We start from the raw sequence: 19129 nt of genomic DNA on the forward strand, positions 1-19129 counted from the left end.
CAAAAATAGTATTAATTTATGAAAAGATTTACCAATCAATCCAATGGGTCGCAAGCCGGCCGTATGTACAATGGGGGGGCAAAGTTCTGTAGATTTGCCCTGTTCCCATTGATGTTGCTCATGTTGTTGCTTCTGCCAGCCGGCATGGTTGCGCAGACGTCAGCTTCCAGTTCTAAGTATATAGCAACGTATGAATCCTCCACCCAAACCTTGACTTTCAAGGAATATGCGGGAGAAACCCTTCCTAGCAATAGTGTTGTTGTGAAAGATAAGATGACGGTGGAGAATATGAATACGAAATTAGGGAATGGTACAATCGTGCACATTGTTTTCGATAAGAGCTTTAGCACATACACTCCTACATCGTTGTACTATTTCTTTGCGAATCTCAAAAAACTGGAAACAATTACAGGCCTGGAATACCTGAATACTGAGAAGGTGACGGATATGAGCTGCATGTTCCGCAGCTGCTCATCTCTCACCTCTCTCGATGTCACTAAGTTCAATACCGTGAATGTGACGAATATGAGTTATATGTTCACTGGCTGTTCTGCTCTCCTTTCACTCGATGTCACAAACTTCAATACCGCGAATGTGACGAATATGGGAAACATGTTTTTTGACTGCTTATCTCTCACCTCGCTAGATGTCACAAACTTCAATACCGCGAATGTGACGAATATGAGTTATATGTTCCTTGGCTGTTCAAAACTCACCTCGCTCTACCTCACAAACTTCAATACCGCGAATGTGACGAATATGGGATGCATGTTTTTTGACTGCTCATCTCTCACCACCATCTACGCCAGCAGTAAGTTTGTAACAACCCAGGTATCTAATAGTAGCGGTATGTTCAAGAATTGTGAAAAACTCAAAGGCGAAGAAGTATGTACAAACTACAAGGCTACCGACAAGACCTATGCCAAGATAGAAGGTGGATATTTTAGTCGTGCAATCCCTAGGGTAAAATATGCTGATGGCACGCTGACCTTCTTTCTCGCATCCAAGGAGACTTTGGGAGAAAATGAGTATGGAATCTATGGTTTGGGAGCGAAACCTGACTGGGTGTGGAAAAACCCTAACGTTACCAAGGTTACCAAGGTAGTGTTTGATCCCGCCTTTGCAAATGCGCGACCAACCAACTGTTATGCATGGTTCCAAGGCTGCGAAAACCTCACGAACATAGAGGGTATCGAATATTTGAATACATCGCAGGTTACTGATATGCATAATATGTTCTATAATTGTTATCATCTCCAAACAACAGACTTTTCTGGCTTCGACACTCGAAAAGTAAAGGATATGAGTTATATGTTTTACAACTGTGATAGTTTGAAATCGCTGGATATTTCAAATTTCAATACGTCGGAAGTGACGGATATGAGAGGCATGTTTGATAGTTGTATTGGGCTGACGTCACTTGATCTCTCTCATCTTAATACATCAAAAGTGTCTGTTATGGCTTCGATGTTCCAATCTTGTATTAACCTTTTGTCTGTTAATTTGTCGGGTTGGGATACTAGAAATGTAAAAAGTATGACTAGGATGTTCAAAAGATGCCATTCCCTAAAGACACTTGACTTGTCTGGTTTTGATACTAGGGAAAAAACTTGTACTATGGGCGACATGTTTAATACGTGTAAAGAACTTACTACCATTTTCGTGAGCGATAAGTTTGCTGTAGGAACAGGCGATACTGGTGATGGCACGATGTTCCAGGGATGCAACAAACTCAAGGGAGCCAATGCTTTAGATAAGAATAATCCACAAACGGGAATTGATAACGCCAACTACAAGACTGGCTACTTCACCAAGCTGGTAGGCAAGAATGGCGATGAGAAGATAGGAGCAGCGAGAGAACCTCTTGCTACGGATAATCTCGTTCTTGACGACAACAAGGACTTCGTGGCTTACGAGCCATTCACAGCCAAGGCTGCATCTTACAACCGCACAATGAAGGAAGGCTCTACTTGGGCTACGCTCTGCTTGCCATTCGAGGTATCTCTCGCCGACAAGAACTTCCGTGCCTTCAATCTCCTTTCAGCTGATGATGTTACAGGAACCGTAGAACTCGAAGAGATTGAGGGAAGGATCGAGGCTGGTACTCCTGTTATCATCAAGATGAAGGATGGAGCAACAAAGCTCAACTTCACTGTAGCCGACAAGGAGATTGCAAATGAAGTAAAGACTGCAGAAACATCTAATGGCAACTATCAGCTCCAGGGTCTCTATACACAGAAGATGTTCAGCAAGGATACTGATAACAACTGCTACATCGTGAAGGGCGACAAGCTGATGAACCCAGCCAAGCTGTTGGGTACAGCAACAGAGTCTGTGGGCAGCAAGCCTTTCCGTGCTTACATGGCAGATAACTCATCTGCTCCTGCAGCAGGTGCCAGAATGTTCAGCATCAGCGTCGGCGGCAGCACCACAGCCATCGAGCAGTTGGAGTCTACAGCAGATAGCAAGGCTGAATACTACGACCTCCAGGGCCGTCGCCTACAGAATTTGCAGAAGGGTGTGAACATCGTGAAGCGTGGTGGCAAGACCATGAAGGTTATCATCAAGTAATAAAAAATAGTAATAAAAACAGATATGAAAAAGAAAAGATATATCAAGCCAGTGGTTAGCGTCATGGAAATGGAAACCACTGCCATCCTCGCCGGCTCTGTTATCCAGAAGGCGTCAGATGAGGATTACAGCGACGAAAAGGTGCAGGATTTCTGGGATAATCCAACAAATAAGGGAATTTGGGCCGACTAGCCCCTGATTCTCTATCGTATTCCCCGACAGGCAGCACCTTTGCTGCCTGTATTAATATAATTATTAAATAATTTAAGTTTCGTAAGTAGGCTCCACACGCCCTGAAAGGGCAGAAGCTCCTAGCCCAGGGCAACGCCCTGGGTATAAAAGTAATCAGCAAGGCGCCCTGAAAGGGCAAAAGCTTTGTATATTGCTTGGTACTTGAAAGCTTTTGCCCTTACAGGGCGACAGGTTTGCGTCCGTAATTACCCAGGGCGTTGCCCTGGGCTAGGAGCTTCTGCCCTTTCAGGGCGTGTGGGGAAGTCACATGCGAAAGTTTAGTTAAATAAAAATAGTTTTTATGAATCATTTTACCAATCAATCCAATGGGTCGTACCGCGGCCATTCTTTGATGGGAAGAGCCATGCTCCGAAGATTCGCCCTGTTCTTCCCAATGATATTGCTCATGTTGTTGTTTCTGCCTGCCCGCATGGTGGCGCAGAAGGCAGCTTCCAGTTCTAAGTATATAGCAATGTATGATCCCGAAAGCGCAACCTTGACTTTCGAGAAATATGAGGGTGAAAGCCTTCCAAGTGAAAGTGAAAGTGAATGGGTGGAAGATGGTAAGTCGGTGTTCGAAATGTTCGGTTCTTCTTATCTACGGGATATCAAGCACATTGTTATCAATGAGAGTTTCAAAACATTCACTCCAACAACTTTAAGCAGTTTCTTTGCAGCCCTCTCTGAGTTGGAAACAATTACAGGTCTGGAATATTTGAATACAGCGAATGTGACGGATATGAGTTCACTGTTTGATCATTGCCAAAAGCTCACCTCGCTCGACCTCTCTAACTTCAATACTGCGAAAGTAACGAATATGAACAGAATGTTCAGTAACTGTTCCAACTTGAAGACTATCTATGCGTCAGACAAATTCACTACTGCTGCTGTGACAGAAAGCAAAAACATGTTTTCATATTGTGGCTCTCTCTCCGGTGACATCGATTGGACATCAGATAAAGCAACCGATAAGACCTATGCCAAGACAGGCGGCGGATACTTCCGTGACAAGGCTTATGATAACCGCCCTTATGTGAAATATGCTGACGGCACGCTGACTTTCCGTTGTGGATACAAGAAGATTTTGGGCGAAAATGAGTATGAACTCAATAGTGGCGAGAAACTGCCAAAATGGAACACTCACAACAGTAAAATTTCCAAAGTTGTATTCGAAGCCTCGTTTGCCAATGCAAGACCTACGACTTGTTATGCGTGGTTCAAAAATTTCACTTTTCTGAATCAAATAGAAGGCATAGAGAATCTTAATACTGCGAATGTGACGAATATGTCCTATATGTTCAAAGGCTGTTCAAATCTCGCAGTACTCGACGTTACTCATTTCAATACCGCGAAAGTGACGATTATGTCCCATATGTTTAAAGGCTGCTCAAATCTCGCAGTACTCGACGTTACTCATTTCAATACCGCGAAAGTGACGATTATGTCCTATATGTTCAAAGGCTGCTCAAATCTCGCAGAACTCGACGTTACTCATTTCAATACCGCGAAAGTGACGACTATGGACAGTATGTTCTCTGGCTGCTCAAATCTCGCAGAACTCGACGTTACTCATTTCAATACTGCGAATGTGACGAATATGTACGAAATGTTCAATGGCTGCTCAAATCTCGTAAAACTCGACGTTACTCATTTCAATACCGCGGAAGTGACAGATATGTCCTATATGTTCTATGACTGCTCAAATCTCGCTGAACTCGATGTTACTCATTTCAATACCGCGAAAGTGACGATTATGAACGGTATGTTCTCTGGCTGCTCAAATCTCACAGAACTCGACCTCACTCATTTCAATACTGCGAATGTGACGAATATGTACGTTATGTTCTCTGGCTGCAAATCTCTTACAACCATCTACGTTAGCGATGAGTTTGTAATAACCAATATAACCAATAAAAGTTATAGCTTGTTCTCTGGTTGCACAAAACTAAAAGGGGCTATAGATTTTGACGCGAGCAAGACCAACTACAAATTCGCCAATTACAAGACTGGCTACTTCACCAAGCTGGTAGGCAAGAATGGCGATGAGAAGATAGGAGCAACGGGAGAAACTCTTGCTACGGATAATCTCGTACTTGACGACGATAAGGATTTCGTGGCTTACGAGCCATTCGCAGCCAAGGCTGCATCTTACAACCGCACAATGAATGCTGGCACCACCTGGGCTACGCTCTGCTTGCCATTCGAGGTATCTCTCGCAAATCAGAACTTCCGTGCCTTCAAGCTTCTTTCGGCTGATGAGGGTACTGAGACCGTAGAACTCGAAGAGATTGAGGGAAGCATCGCTGCTGGTACTCCTGTTATCATCAAGATGAAGGATGGAGCAACAAAGCTCGACTTTACTGTAGCCAACAAGGAGATTGCAAAAGATGTTCAGACTGCAGAAACCGCTAATGGCAATTATCAGCTTCAGGGACTCTATACCCAAAAGATGTTCAGCAAGGATACTGATAACAACTGCTACATCGTGAAGGGCGCCAAGCTGATGAACCCAGCCAAACTGTTGGATAAAACAACAACAGAGTCTGTGGGCAGCAAGCCTTTCCGTGCTTACATGGTAGATAACTCTTCTGCTTCTGCTCCTGCAGCTGGTGCCAGAATGTTGAGCATCAGCGTCGGTGGTAGCACTACAGCCATCGAGCAGTTGGAGACTACAGCAGATAGCAAGGCTGAATACTACGATCTCCAGGGCCGTCGCCTCCAGAATTTGCAGAAGGGTGTGAACATCGTAAAGCGTGGCGGCAAGACCATGAAGGTTATCATTAAGTAATAAAAAATAGTAATAAAAATAGATATGGAAAAGAAAAGATATATCAAGCCAGTGGTTAGCGTCATGGAAATGGAAACCACAGCCATCCTCGCCGGCTCTGTTATCCAGAAAGCGTCAGATGAGGATTACAGCGACGAAAAAGTGAAGGATTTCTGGGATAATTCAACAAATAAGGGAATTTGGGCAGACTAGCCCCTGATTCTCTATCGTACCCCCAGGCAGCACCTTTGCTGCCTGTATTAATATAATTATTAAATAAAAATAGTTTTTATGAATCATTTTATCAATCAATCCAATGGGTCGCACCGCGGCCATTCTTTGATGGGAAGAGCCATGCTCCGAAGATTCGCCCTGTTCTTCCCAATGATATTGCTCATGTTGTTGTTTCTGCCTGCTCGCATGGTGGCGCAGAAGGAAGCTTCCAGTTCTAAGTATATAGCAACGTTTGATTCCGACACCGAAACCTTGACTTTCGAGAAATATGAGGGTGAAAGCCTTCCAAGCGATAGTGAAAGTGAATGGGTGGAAGATGGTACGTCGGTGTTCGAAATGTTCGGTTCTTCTCTACGGGATATCAAGCACATTGTTATCAATGAGAGTTTCAAAACATTCACTCCAACAACTTTAAGCAGTTTCTTTGCAGCCCTCTCTGAGTTGGAAACAATTACAGGTCTGGAATATTTGAATACAGCGAATGTGACGAATATGAGTTTCCTGTTCGATCATTGCCAAAAGCTCACCTCGCTCGACCTCTCTAACTTCAATACTGCGAAAGTAACGAATATGAACAAAATGTTCAGTAACTGTTCCAACTTGAAGACTATCTATGCGTCAGACAAATTCACTACTGCTGCTGTGACAGAAAGCAAAAACATGTTTTCATATTGTGGCTCTCTCTCCGGTGACATCGATTGGTCAGATAAAGCAGTCGATAAGACCTATGCCAAGATAGATGGCGGATACTTCCGTGACAAGGCTTATGATAACCGCCCTTGGGTGAAATATGCTGACGGTACGCTGACTTTCCGTTGTGGATACAAGAAGATTTTGGGCGAAAATGAGTATGAACTCAATAGTGACGAGGAGCTGCCAGCATGGAACACTCACAAAAATAAGATTACCCGAGTTGTGTTCGAGGCCTCGTTTGCCAATGCAAGACCTACGACTTGTTATGCGTGGTTCAAAAATTTCACTTTTCTGAATCAAATAGAAGGCATAGAGAATCTTAATACCGAGAATGTAACGAGTATGGCTTATATGTTTAGTTCTTGCAATAAACTCGCAGAACTCGATGTTACACATTTCAATACAGCGAACGTGAAGAATATGGAGTATATGTTTGAGTGTTGCAAAGGTCTCTCCTCGCTTGACGTTACTAATTTCAATACCGCTAATGTAACGAATATGCTCGCTATGTTTGGTCGCACAAGTCTCACCTCGCTTGATGTTACACATTTCAATACAGCGAACGTGAAGGATATGACCAGTATGTTTTATGCTTGCAGAGGTCTCACCTCGCTTGATGTTACTAATTTCAATACTGCGAATGTAACGAGTATGCGCGATATGTTTTGTAATTGCGATAAACTCACCTCGCTTGATGTTACTAATTTCAATACCGCTAAAGTGACGGATATGGGGTATATGTTCTGTCGCTGCCATAATTTGAAGGAAATTTACGTATCAGACAAGTTTGTCACTGATGCTGTGACAAACAGCTACCAAATGTTTGCATATTGTGAATCTCTCTCCGGTGACATCGATTGGTCAGATAAAGCAGTCGATAAGACCTATGCCAAGACAGATGGCGGATACTTTCGTGACAAGGCTTATGATAACCGCCCTTGGGTGAAATATGCTGACGGCACGCTGACTTTCCGTTGGGGCTACAAGAAGACTTTGGGCGAAAATGAGTATGAACTCAATAGTGACAAGTATCTGCCAGCATGGAACACTTACAACCGTAAAATTTCCAAAGTTGTATTCGAAGCCTCGTTTGCCAATGCAAGACCTACGAATTGTTATGCGTGGTTCAAGAGTTTCAGAAATCTGACGCAAATAGCAGGCATAGAGAATCTTAATACCGAGAATGTGAAGGATATGAGCGATATGTTCTATATCTGCTCAGGTCTCATCTCGCTTGATGTTACACATTTCAATACCGAGAATGTGAAGGATATGAGCAATATGTTCTATGGCTGCTCAGGTCTCATCTCGCTTGATGTTACACATTTCAATACCGAGAATGTGACGAGTATGCGCAATATGTTCTATAGTTGCTCTTCACTCACCTCGCTTGATGTTACTAATTTCAATACCGCTAATGTGACGGATATGAGCAATATGTTCTCTAACTGCCGAAATCTTACAACCATCTACGTTAGCGATAAGTTTGTAATAAACAATAAAAATTATAGCTTGTTCTTTGGTTGCGAAAAACTTAAAGGGGCAATAACTGAATATGACGCGAGCAAGACCGATTACACCTACGCCAATTACACGACTGGCTACTTTACCAAGCTGGTAGGCAAGAATGGCGATGAGAAGATAGGAGCAGCGGGAAAAACTCTTGCTACGGATAATCTCGTTCTTGACGATGACAAGGACTTCGTGGCTTACGAGCCATTCGCAGCCAAGGCTGCATCTTACAACCGCACAATGAATGCTGGCACCACCTGGGCTACGCTCTGCCTGCCATTCGAGGTATCGCTCGCAAATCAGAACTTCCGTGCCTTCAAACTCCTTTCGGCTGATGATGTTACAGAATCCGTAGAACTCGAAGAGATAAAGACAAGTATCGCTGCTGGTACTCCTGTTATCATCAAGATGAAGGATGGAGCAACAAAGCTCAACTTCACTGTAGCCAACAAGGAGATTGCAAATGAAGTAAAGACGGCAGAAACAGCTAATGGCAACTATCAGCTCCAGGGACTCTATACCCAAAAGATGTTCAGCAAGGATACTGATAACAACTGCTACATCGTGAAGGGCGACAAGTTGATGAACCCAGCCAAGCTGTTGGGTACATCAACAGAATTTGTGGGCAGCAAGCCTTTCCGTGCTTACATGGTAGGTAACTCATCTGCTCCTGCCGCAGGTGCCAGAATGTTCAGCATCAGCGTCGGCGGCAGTACCACAGCCATCGAGCAGTTGGAGACTACAGCAGATAGCAAGGCTGAATACTACGACCTCCAGGGCCGTCGCCTCCAGAATTTGCAGAAGGGTGTGAACATCGTGAAGCGTGGCGGCAAGACCATGAAGGTTATCATTAAGTAATAAAAAATAGTAATAAAAACAGATATGAAAAAGAAAAGATATATCAAGCCAGTGGTTAGCGTCATGGAAATGGAAACCACAGCCATCCTCGCCGGCTCTGTTATCCAGAGGGCGTCAGATGAGGATTACAGCGATGAAAATGTGAAGGATTTCTGGGATAATTCAACAAATAAGGGAATTTGGGCAGACTAGCCCCTGATTCTCTATCGTATTCCCCGACAGGCAGCACCTTTGCTGCCTGTATTTATATAATTATTAAATAATTTAAGTTTTGTAAGTAGGCTCTACACGCCCTGAAAGGGCAGAAGCTCCTAGCCCAGGGCAACGCCCTGGGTATAAAAGTAATCAGCAAGGCGCCCTGTAAGGGCAAAAGCTTTGTATATTGCTAGGTATTTGAAAGCTTTTGCCCTTACAGGGCGACAGTTTTGCGTCCATAAACACCCAGGGCGATGCCCTGGGCTAGAAGCTTCTGCCCTTTCAGGGCGTGTGGGGCTTACTTGCGAAACTTGAGTAAGAAAAGAATACGTTCAACTAAAATAACGAAGAAACTATGAACTTAAGTATTGTTTCTGCAAGATATGTGGCACCATTAAAAGTTGAATTACACTTTAATGATGACACTGTTAAGACGATAGATGTTGGGGCTTTTATTAGAAATCACCCACATCCGCAATATAACTCTTACTTGAATGAAAACAAATTCAAAAAGTTCAAGATAGAGTTTGGAAATATCGTTTGGGGAAAAAATTGGGATTTGATATTCCCTATAGATAAGTTATATGCTGGCGTTTGCTGCTGAACAGAAAGCCCCCGGAGCTATTACGCTTCGGGGGCTTTTTCCGCTTTCTTCCTTATACTTCCTTCCAATCTACCAATCCTTTTCCCTTATCATCCAACTCTATGGCAAGGGCGATTACTTTCCGCTTATCAGCCTGGAAAGGCTCGGCATACTGCTTGGCTTTTATCTGCTCCGTGGCAGCATCCACACCGCCATTGTTGCTCAGCTTCAATTCAAGCACATAGATAAAGTTGGTAGTTTCTACCACCATATCAATCCTGCCCGTAGCAATCATCTTCTCTACTTCCACCCGGCAGCCGATGGCATTGAAGATGGTGCTCAGAATCAGGCGGTAGCGCTCTTCCATATCCATGCTGGCAAGCTTCTTGTTGCTGTAAGGTACATCCGCAATAAGTGCCTTCAGGCATTTCATGGCTTCGGGGAGATTGTCAAGCTGAAGGGCAAGAAATAAACCAGACTGAGTAGATTGGATGTCACCATTGCCTCGCAGCATAAGTGCCGGTAACACCGTTTCGTAAAGTGCTTGTCTTACCTCAGAATTAGGGAATCCCAGAATATAAACTCCCATCTGGTAATCCTTTATCGTAAGATAACCCGACTGGTAGAGAAACAGTTCTGCTCCTCCGCCCGTTACATCCGAAGTCTCGATAGTTTGACGGAGAATGGTGCAAGGATCAAAATTACCCAATTTCAGTTCCATGTCATCCACAAACTTAGGTAACAGCGAGGTTGCGCCCGATGAAGCCCAGTAGTTTTTCAAATCAGAATCTGCCAATGCATTGATGAGGCTGAACGGATTGAAGACATCCACCATGTTACGGCGACTGAAATGATAGCCGTCATAGTAGGCGGTCAGTTGTGCTACAGCTTCATCGAATGTCCAGTCTTCGTATTCTGCCAACTTGTTGATTTCCGGCTTGAAATCACGTAAAACTTCTTCCTTCGTGATACCGCAGATGGCAGCGTATTCCGGCTCGAAGCTGATGTTGCTCAGATTGTTGAGCACAGAGAAGAGAGAAATCTGCGTAAACTTGGTGATGCCGGTAATGAAGACAAACTTCTCGTATTTGTCGTCTGCTTTGAGAATGGCAAACACCTCCCTATAGATAGCGGTGCATGCTTCGTGATAAGGAGTCTTCCAGGAATGCTGCAATGGAGAGTCGTATTCATCGATGAGGATGGCAACCTGCTGTCCGGTTTGCTTATATGCCCCCACGATTATTGCATCAAAGCGGTCAGCAAGACTATCTGTAGGGTCAGGAGCCAATGAATATTCTCCTTCGTATTGTCTGAATATATTATTGAGATAAGAGCGCAATGTTTCCGGCTCTGCGCCTGCACGGCTCATATCCAGTCTAATGACAGGTCGCTTCACCCATTCCGTTTCCATCTGCATGATCTTCAACCCCTCGAAGAGTTCCTTCTTGCCCATGAAGTAGGCTTCTAGCGTATCTACCAGCACCGATTTACCAAAGCGGCGTGGGCGGCTCAGGTAATTATATGTTTTGTTTCTGTTGGCAAGTTGCCAGATGATATCTGTCTTGTCAACGTAAAGGTATCCACCCTTTCTGATTTTCTCAAAAGACTGGATGCCTACCGGCAATATTCTATCGTTTGTCTCTATCATAATTCCTAATCTTTGTTTTCCAATTGCAAATTTACGATTATTTTTCCAAACCGCCATGCTTTTCCTCTTTTTTTTAATGAGCTAGAAAGAATCTTACGGATGGTCTTATGCTCCTCTTGAAATAAATGATGTGATAAAGTTGGTTAAAAATGTAGTAAATGCTTGTTTGCTTGTCGTTTTTTTAGTATCTTTGCGATGAAAAATAAAACTCAAGTGTGGAAAATGTGGAGAATTTCACAAAAGAAGTATCAGAAATGTGTAAACTTACACATTTTCCGCACTTTAACGATGGAGGTGCTAAAAAATGTTTAATAGAATAATTATTCAAGAATTAAAACAATGGAGAGCTAAAAAAGACCGTAAGCCATTGATTATGCTGGGCGCTCGACAAGTAGGAAAGACTTCTGTACTTCAGAAGTTCGGAGAAGAATATTTTGAGCATTGCGCATATTTTAGTCTCGATGAAGAAGAGGGAGTCTGCGATATCTTTCGCAAGACCAAGAACCCGCTGCAAATCATCGAGCAATTGTCATATCTTACTTCAGAACCTATTTTGCCTCAGAAGACTTTGCTTATTCTTGATGAGATACAAGACTGTCCGGAAGCCATTAGCGCAATGAAATATTTCTGCGAAAAGACGCCGGAATATGTTGTGGCTTGTGCTGGTTCTCTTTTGGGGTTGGCTTTTGGGCATCAAGGCTTTTCGTTTCCTGTGGGTAAGGTTGACCATATAAATATGTATCCTGTCACTTTTTCTGAGTTTTTGGAGCAGCGAGATGAAAGGCTTTACCAATATTATATGTCAATAGATAGCTTGGAACCTCTTCCTGACGTTTTTTTTGATAGACTTTCTCAGGCATTTACTGCCTATCGTATATCTGGTGGAATGCCAGCTGCGGCAATGAAGATGATAGAAAAGGATCTGAGTGGCGTGGAAACAACTCTACGTAATATCTTGCAAGATTATTCCTTGGACTTTGTGAAGCATGCTACGCCTTTACTGGCTAATAGGATTTCGCATGTTTGGAAGTCTTTGCCGTCACAGTTGGCTAAGGAAAATAGAAAGTTTGTTTATCAGCTGGTTCGTCCTGGTGCAAGAGCGAGGGAATATGAGGATGCTCTTACATGGCTTAAAAATGCGGGATTGATATATAAGGTAAGCTTGTGCTCTACTCCGCAAGTTCCTTTGAAATCGTATGAAGATTTGAGCATCTTCAAGATTTATAGTCTTGATGTGGGATTATTGAGAGTGCTTGCTGATTTGAGTCCTGAGGCTTATCTGGTTGATAATCCTATATTTAAAGAATATAAGGGCGCTTTGGCAGAGAATTATATTCTTCAGAGTCTAGTGGCTAATGGCGTTAATTGTTCCCATTATTGGGCTTCGGGTAATAAAGCAGAAGTGGAATTTATTGTTCAGCGTGGTTTGGAAGTTATTCCGGTGGAAGTGAAGTCGGGTACCAGTGTCATGGGGCGTAGTTTGATAGAGTATAACAAAAGGTACTCACCTGGTTTGCGCATCAGATATTCGATGCTTAATCTCAAGAGGGATGATTCCTTTATCAACATCCCTCTTTTCCTGGCTGATAGAACGGAGAAACTGATTTTTAAATAATTTTTAATGAGAAAAAAGATAAATGGGTGAAGAGGGGTGAAGAGTGGGTGAAGAGATAAAGAAAACTCTTCACCTCCCGAAACCCCGATAAACAGAGAGGTTACGGGCGAGAAGGTGAAGAGTGAAGAGATAAATCGGGATTGCTTATATTACAACTGATAGAACTTGGTGAAAGCCTTCACGCAGTATTCGTGGTCGATGACGCTACCGGTTTCGCGGCAACTGTGCATAGCGAGGATGGCATTGCCCATATCCACACCCTTCAATGGGATGGAAGAGGCGAGGATATTGCCCAAGGTGCTGCCACCTGCTACATCGCTGTGGTTTACGAAACGCTGGCATGGTACACCGGCTGCATCGCAGATGTTGGCGAAGATGGCTGCTGATACAGCATCGCTCGCATACTTCTGTGCTGCATTGAACTTGATGACCGGACCACCACCCAGCATCGGATGATTCGTAGGGTCAAACTTTTCGCTATAGTTAGGATGCCAGGCATGAGCGTTGTCGGCAGAAATCATGAAGGCACGTTCCACAGCCTGATAGTAAGCCTCTTCTGTATGGCTCTGTGCCAGGGCGATGCGCTGGAGCATATATGAAAGGAATGGACTTCCGGCTCCCTGTTTGGTCTGAGACCCCGTCTCTTCATTATCGAAGATGGCGAGAACCTGGGTGGTATCATTGGCATCTGATGCAATCATCGCCTCTATGCCAGCCCAGCACATCGATAAATCGTCGAGTCTGCCAGAAGAGATAAACTCATTGTGTACGCCGAAGGTGCAGGCTGGAGTGGCATCAGCCAGATAGAGATCGAAGTCGAGGATATCTTCTTTCTGGATATTCAGTTCGCTGGTAATCACGTTCATCAGCAGATTGCCCTTTTCCAGTTCATCGTTGATGATGCCGAGGATAGGGAGTACATCCTTCTGCTTGCTCAACTTCACGCCATCGTTCACCTGACGGTTGAAGTGGATAGCAAGATTGCTGATCTGCAACAATGGGCGCTTTACATGAAGAAGAAGTGTCTGGGGATTCATCGCATCCTCGCCCTTCACGATGACTCTACCCGCCAGGGTCAGCGGACGGTCGAACCAGGTGGACATGATAGGACCACCATAAACTTCAGTATTCAGTTTTACGATACCGCCCTCGCAGAGCATCTCGGCATTAGGCTTGATGCGGAAGGTAGGGGAGTCGCAGTGAGCACAAATCATGTGGAAGCCTGCATCGGCAAGCGTCTTCTTTCCGATTTGGAAGGCATAGATAGAAGAGTCGTTCTTGGTGACAAAGAACTTATCACCAGCCTCTACTTTGCCCAGTGGCTCCTGCGGATTGATGTGGCGGAAACCATTCTTCTCCAGTTCATCCGCCATGTTCTTGACAGCCAGGAAATTCACTGGCGAAGCGTCAAGAAAGGATAATAGTCTTTTAATCATATCTTTTTAATTTTTATTCCATGTAAGTGTCTTGCACTTTTATTCGTTTCTTTTTTGCAAAAATAATACTTTTTTTCGGAATACGGCTTGCATCTCCTTATTTTTTAGTTATTTTAGGGTAAGAAAGCAAAATGTACTGATGCTGGACTCACTCCTTCCAGTATTATTTTTGTGTTAATCTTAGGAAAAGTCTTCGTTGCTATTAGGGAAAAATGTGCTTTTGCCTAATAGAAAGTTTCGTTCAGCGACGTTGAATGTGTGTTCAACGACGCTGAATGTGCGTTCAACGTCGCTGAATGTCGGTTCAACGTCGTTGAACGAAACTTTTATCTAGAGATGAATACTTTTATCTTTAGGTATGAGAACTATTATGATGAGGAGCAATCATCATTAATCTTGACTGAGCAGAATGGCCTCTTCCTCGTGGGTGACGGTTACACCGTAAAAAAAGTAACTATTGAATAATATATTAGAAAGATTTCCGTTTATATCATAAAACGTCAAACCTTTGAATTTATGAAGAAAATATTATTATCTATTTCAATGTTGGCATTGGCTTATACAGCCAGTGCCAATGTTCCAGTTATCAAGAGCGACCCTAAGATAGAGGCTCAGGTAGAACAAACCCTGAAGAAACTCACCTTGGAGGAAAAGATAGGTCAGATGATGGAATTGGTGACTGACCTTTTTGGTGCCAACGACAAGAACGGTGTGTTCTATATCGACGAGCACAAGACCGATTCTATCCTTTCCCGCTATAAGATTGGCTCTATCCTCAACGCTCCAAATACCTGCGCTCCTACAGCCAAGCAGTGGGAGAAGTACATCGCACAAATCCAGAAGATCTCGATGAAGCGCATCGGCATTCCTTGTGTCTTCGGTCTCGACCAGAACCATGGTTCTACTTATACACAGGGCGGAACCCTCTTCCCGCAGAACATCAATGTGGCTGCCTCCTTCAATCGTGAGATAGCTCGCCGTTCGGCTGAGGCTACCGCTTATGAGACTCGTGCGGTGAGCGTGCCTTGGACTTACAGTCCTACCGTTGATCTCGGTCGTGATGCCCGTTGGCCTCGCATCTGGGAGAACTTTGGCGAGGATTGCTACCTCAGTTCTGAGATGGGCAAGGCGATGGTCTATGGTTTCCAGGGCGAGGATCCAAACAACATCGACCAGTATCACATTGCCACTTCAATGAAGCACTTCATGGGCTATGGTGTGCCTTGGACCGGTAAAGACCGTACGCCAGCCTATATCTCTCCAGCCGACTTGCGAGAGAAGCACTTCGCTCCTTTCCTGGCGGGTCTGCAGGCTGGAGCCTTGACCGTGATGGTGAATTCCGCTTCCGTCAATGGTATGCCGATGCATGCCAACAAGGACATCCTGACAGGATGGCTGAAGGAAGAGACTGGATGGGATGGTGTGCTCATCACCGACTGGGCAGACATCAACAATCTCTATACTCGTGAGATGGTAGCAAAGGACAAGAAGGATGCGCTCCGCATCGCCATTAATGCCGGTATCGACATGATTATGGAACCTTATTCTTGCGATGCTTGTGGCTACCTTATAGAATTGGTGAAGGAAGGTAAGATTCCGATGAGTCGCATCGACGATGCCTGTCGCCGTGTGCTTCGCATGAAGTACCGTCTCGACCTCTTCAAGAACCCAACCCAGAAACTGAAGAATTATCCTAAGTTTGGTGGCGAGGAGTTTGCCAAGCTCGCCTTGGAGGGAGCTACCGAGAGTATGGTGCTCCTGAAGAACGAGGGTAATATCCTTCCTTTGCAGCATGGCAAGAAGATTCTCCTCACGGGTCCTAATGCCAATCAGATGCGCTGCCTGGACGGTGGATGGAGCTATACCTGGCAGGGTCATCGTGCCGATGAGTTTGCCGGCAAGTACAATACCATCTATGAGGCATTCTGCAATGAGTATGGCAAGGAGAATGTCATCTTGAACCAGGGTGTTACCTATAATGAGAAGGGAAAATACTGGGAGGAGAACGAACCTCAGATTCAGGGCGCAGTTGATGCAGCAAAGGATGCTGACATCATCGTGGCTTGCATTGGCGAGAACTCTTACACAGAGACTCCGGGCAACCTGACCGACCTTTGGCTCTCAGAGAACCAGCGCAATCTGGTGAAGGAACTCGCCAAGACCGGTAAGCCTGTCGTTCTGGTATTGAATGAAGGTCGTCCTCGTCTCATCGCCGACATCGAACCATTGGCACAGGGCATCATCGACATCCTTATCCCTGGCAACATGGGTGGCGATGCCTTGGCAAACTTGGTATCGGGCAAGTCAAATTTCAGTGGCAAGATGCCTTACACTTATCCAAAGGAAATCAATTCGCTCGCCAACTATGACTTCAAGAAGAGTGAGGAGGTGGGTACGATGGAAGGTGCTTACGACTACAATGCGAAGATTACTCAGCAGTGGGGCTTCGGATATGGTTTGAGCTACACCTCTTACAAATATAGCAACCTGAAGGTTTCTCAGTCTGATTTCCGCCACGGCGACATCATCAAGGTGAGCGTGGATGTGAAGAATACGGGAAAGGTGGCAGGCAAGGAGAGTGTCCTCCTGTTCAGCAGCGATCTCATCGCTAGTATGGTGCCTGATGGCCGTCGTCTCCGTGCCTTCGACAAGGTGGAACTTCAGCCTGGTGAGACCAAGACCATGACATTTGAATTAAAGGCAGACGATTTGGCCTTCGTTGGTTGGGATGGCAAATGGAGATTGGAGGAAGGCGACTTCAAGTTGATGATTGCTGACCAGAGTGCCGATATCCATTGCACTGATACTTATCAGTGGCCTACTGCCAACCGATAATGTATTCAAGTTTCGCAAGTAAGCCCCACACGCCCTGAAAGGGCAGAAGCTCCTAGCCCAGGGCATCGCCCTGGGTGTTTATGGACGCAAAACTGTCGCCCTGTAAGGGCAAAAGCTTTCAAATACCTAGCAATATACAAAGCTTTTGCCCTTACAGGGCGCCTTGCTGATTGCCATTATACCCAGGGCGATGCCCTGGGCTAGGAGCTTTTGGGCCTTCAGCCCGTACTTGAACTACTTGCGAAACTTCAGTAATGTATATTTAAAAGATGATGAGTTAAAGAAAAGAGCGTGCCAATAGCGGTGCGCTCTTTTTGTTTGCATAGTTAAATGCAGAAGAGTTAAATATCTACAAGAATCCCCCATGATGTTTGGTGTTATGTTTTGAAAACATTAATTTTGCAAAACAATTTTTTGCAGATTTACAGAATCATTTAAAATAAAGATAATGGAAATAATAGGAATAGTCATTGGTCTTGCCATCGGCTTCTTCGTGGGCAAACTGCTGGAAGCCAAGAAGGCGGGAGAGGAGAAAACGCAGCTTGTTGCGAAGGCGCAGGTGCTGCAGGCTAACATTGAACAGAGCAATCTGCATCATGCTTCTGAGGTTCAATCCTTGAAGCAATCTCATGCTGTAGAAGTTCAATCCTTAAAAGTTCAGATGGAGAACGAGCGGCAGTATGCGGCGAAACTCAGGGCGGAAAGCGACCAGCAGTGGGCACAGAAACTCGAAAACCTGAAGCAGGAGATGCAACGCATGACCATCGAGCAGCAGCGCGTGGCGGCAGAACAGCTCGCAGCCAAGCAATCTGCCTTGCAGGAAAACAACCGACTTCAGATGGACGAGCTTCTGAAACCAATCAAGGAGCAATTCGCCGATTTCAAGAAATCGGTAGAAGAGAGCAAGACCCAGAACGAAGTGAACAAGAAGGAACTGCAGAATACCTTCGAGGCTACGATGAAACTCTTCCAGCAGGAGCAGCAGCAGGCTGTATCGAGTCTGAAAGAGCAGACTTCGAAGATAGGATCCGATGCCGCCAACCTCACCAAGGCATTAAAGGGCGATAGCAAGATGCAGGGCGACTGGGGCGAGATGGTGCTGGAAACCATTCTGGAGAATAGCGGTCTGCGAAAGGACGAAGAGTTCTTCATTCAGGAAAACACCAAGGACGAGAACGGCAAGAACTTCCGTCCCGATGTCATCGTCCGCTTCCCTGAGGGCAGAAGCGTGGTGATAGATTCCAAGGTTTCGCTCACCGCCTATACCGATGCCCTGGCTGCCGGGAGTGATGAGGAACGCGAGCGGTTGATGAAGGCGCATGCCCTCAGTGTCCGTAAGCATATCGACGAACTTGCCGAAAAGGATTACTCCAAACTGGTGGATGATGCCATCGGCTTCGTCCTGATGTTCATCCCTAACGAGACCAGCTATATCGCTGCCATGAAGCAGCAGCCGGATCTCAGTCGCTATGCTTATCAGAAGAAGATTATCATCATCTCGCCAAGCAATCTGCTTATGGCACTCCAGCTGGCGTACAATCTCTGGCAGTACGACCGCCAGAACAAGAATGTGGAGAAAATCGTGAAGACGGCAGCCGACCTATATGATAAGGTAGCGACTTTCGAAGATACCTTCCAGGGCATCGGCGATCTGATAACCCGTCTTTCCGGCACCTTCGACAAGGCAAGAAAGCAGCTTTACGATGGAAGCGGCAACGTGATGCGCAGGGTGGAAAGCCTGAAAGGGCTGGGCGTTACGCCGAAGAAGCAGATTAAATCGCTGGAGGAATCGTAACATTTTCTTTTCCTGGTTTACCATATTGTTCAAAAGTATTTGCTAATCGTTCAATTTTTGAAATTAGTTCTCTAAAAATGAGCGGGTTTCGATTTTTCTTTGTACTTTTGCCACGCCTATTCGGAAAGATAGGCGCATACATGGAACAATCAAAAA

12 protein-coding genes are annotated in these 19129 nt (G+C 44.9%); 10 read left to right on the forward strand and 2 right to left on the reverse strand.

The window, feature by feature from the left end:
- The first annotated feature begins 18 nt into the window (after positions 1–18).
- The 7 genes from V8Z93_RS05515 to V8Z93_RS05545 all read left to right on the forward strand — a co-directional run bounded on the left by V8Z93_RS05515 (position 19) and on the right by V8Z93_RS05545 (position 9665).
- Complete coding sequence (locus tag V8Z93_RS05515; protein WP_439432624.1) at positions 19–2571, forward strand: BspA family leucine-rich repeat surface protein; 2553 nt, start codon at positions 19–21, stop codon at positions 2569–2571.
- A 24-nt stretch (positions 2572–2595) separates the two neighbouring features.
- Positions 2596–2763, forward strand: a complete 168-nt coding sequence (locus V8Z93_RS05520; RefSeq protein ID WP_439432625.1) for a hypothetical protein — start codon at positions 2596–2598, stop codon at positions 2761–2763.
- Between the two features lie 340 nt (positions 2764–3103).
- Positions 3104–5590, forward strand: a complete 2487-nt coding sequence (locus V8Z93_RS05525) for a BspA family leucine-rich repeat surface protein (RefSeq protein WP_439432626.1) — start codon at positions 3104–3106, stop codon at positions 5588–5590.
- A gap of 24 nt (positions 5591–5614) precedes the next feature.
- On the forward strand, positions 5615–5782 hold the full coding sequence (locus V8Z93_RS05530; protein ID WP_439432627.1) for a hypothetical protein: 168 nt from the start codon (positions 5615–5617) through the stop codon (positions 5780–5782).
- 78 nt (positions 5783–5860) lie between these two features.
- Positions 5861–8866 (forward strand): BspA family leucine-rich repeat surface protein, encoded by a 3006-nt coding sequence (locus V8Z93_RS05535; protein ID WP_439432628.1) that lies wholly within the window; start codon positions 5861–5863, stop codon positions 8864–8866.
- Between the two features lie 24 nt (positions 8867–8890).
- Positions 8891–9058, forward strand: coding sequence for a hypothetical protein (locus tag V8Z93_RS05540; RefSeq protein ID WP_439432629.1), 168 nt, complete (start codon positions 8891–8893; stop codon positions 9056–9058).
- Between the two features lie 358 nt (positions 9059–9416).
- A complete protein-coding gene (locus V8Z93_RS05545; protein WP_118254233.1) occupies positions 9417–9665 on the forward strand; it encodes a DUF2442 domain-containing protein in 249 nt (82 codons plus the stop codon).
- Between the two features lie 52 nt (positions 9666–9717).
- On the opposite strand, the gene V8Z93_RS05550 is transcribed toward V8Z93_RS05545, so the two are convergent.
- On the reverse strand, positions 9718–11292 hold the full coding sequence (locus tag V8Z93_RS05550; RefSeq protein WP_439432630.1) for an AAA family ATPase: 1575 nt from the start codon (positions 11290–11292) through the stop codon (positions 9718–9720).
- 304 nt (positions 11293–11596) lie between these two features.
- On the opposite strand from V8Z93_RS05550, the gene V8Z93_RS05555 reads away from it, so the two are divergent.
- On the forward strand, positions 11597–12907 hold the full coding sequence (locus V8Z93_RS05555; RefSeq protein ID WP_203050024.1) for an ATP-binding protein: 1311 nt from the start codon (positions 11597–11599) through the stop codon (positions 12905–12907).
- A gap of 149 nt (positions 12908–13056) precedes the next feature.
- Here the strand turns inward: V8Z93_RS05555 and V8Z93_RS05560 are convergent, their stop codons facing one another.
- Positions 13057–14343 (reverse strand): M18 family aminopeptidase, encoded by a 1287-nt coding sequence (locus V8Z93_RS05560; protein ID WP_439432631.1) that lies wholly within the window; start codon positions 14341–14343, stop codon positions 13057–13059.
- Between the two features lie 516 nt (positions 14344–14859).
- Between V8Z93_RS05560 and V8Z93_RS05565 the strand changes: the two genes are divergently transcribed.
- Both V8Z93_RS05565 and rmuC read left to right on the forward strand, forming a co-directional pair.
- Positions 14860–17178: a glycoside hydrolase family 3 N-terminal domain-containing protein gene (locus V8Z93_RS05565; RefSeq protein WP_439432632.1), complete on the forward strand. Its 2319-nt coding sequence runs from the start codon at positions 14860–14862 to the stop codon at positions 17176–17178.
- Between the two features lie 448 nt (positions 17179–17626).
- Complete coding sequence (rmuC, locus tag V8Z93_RS05570) at positions 17627–18973, forward strand: DNA recombination protein RmuC (RefSeq protein WP_439432633.1); 1347 nt, start codon at positions 17627–17629, stop codon at positions 18971–18973.
- The last annotated feature ends 156 nt before the right edge of the window (positions 18974–19129 follow it).

The sequence above is a fragment of the Segatella copri genome (assembly GCF_051861805.1).
Taxonomy (GTDB): Bacteria; Bacteroidota; Bacteroidia; order Bacteroidales; family Bacteroidaceae; genus Prevotella; species Prevotella copri_M.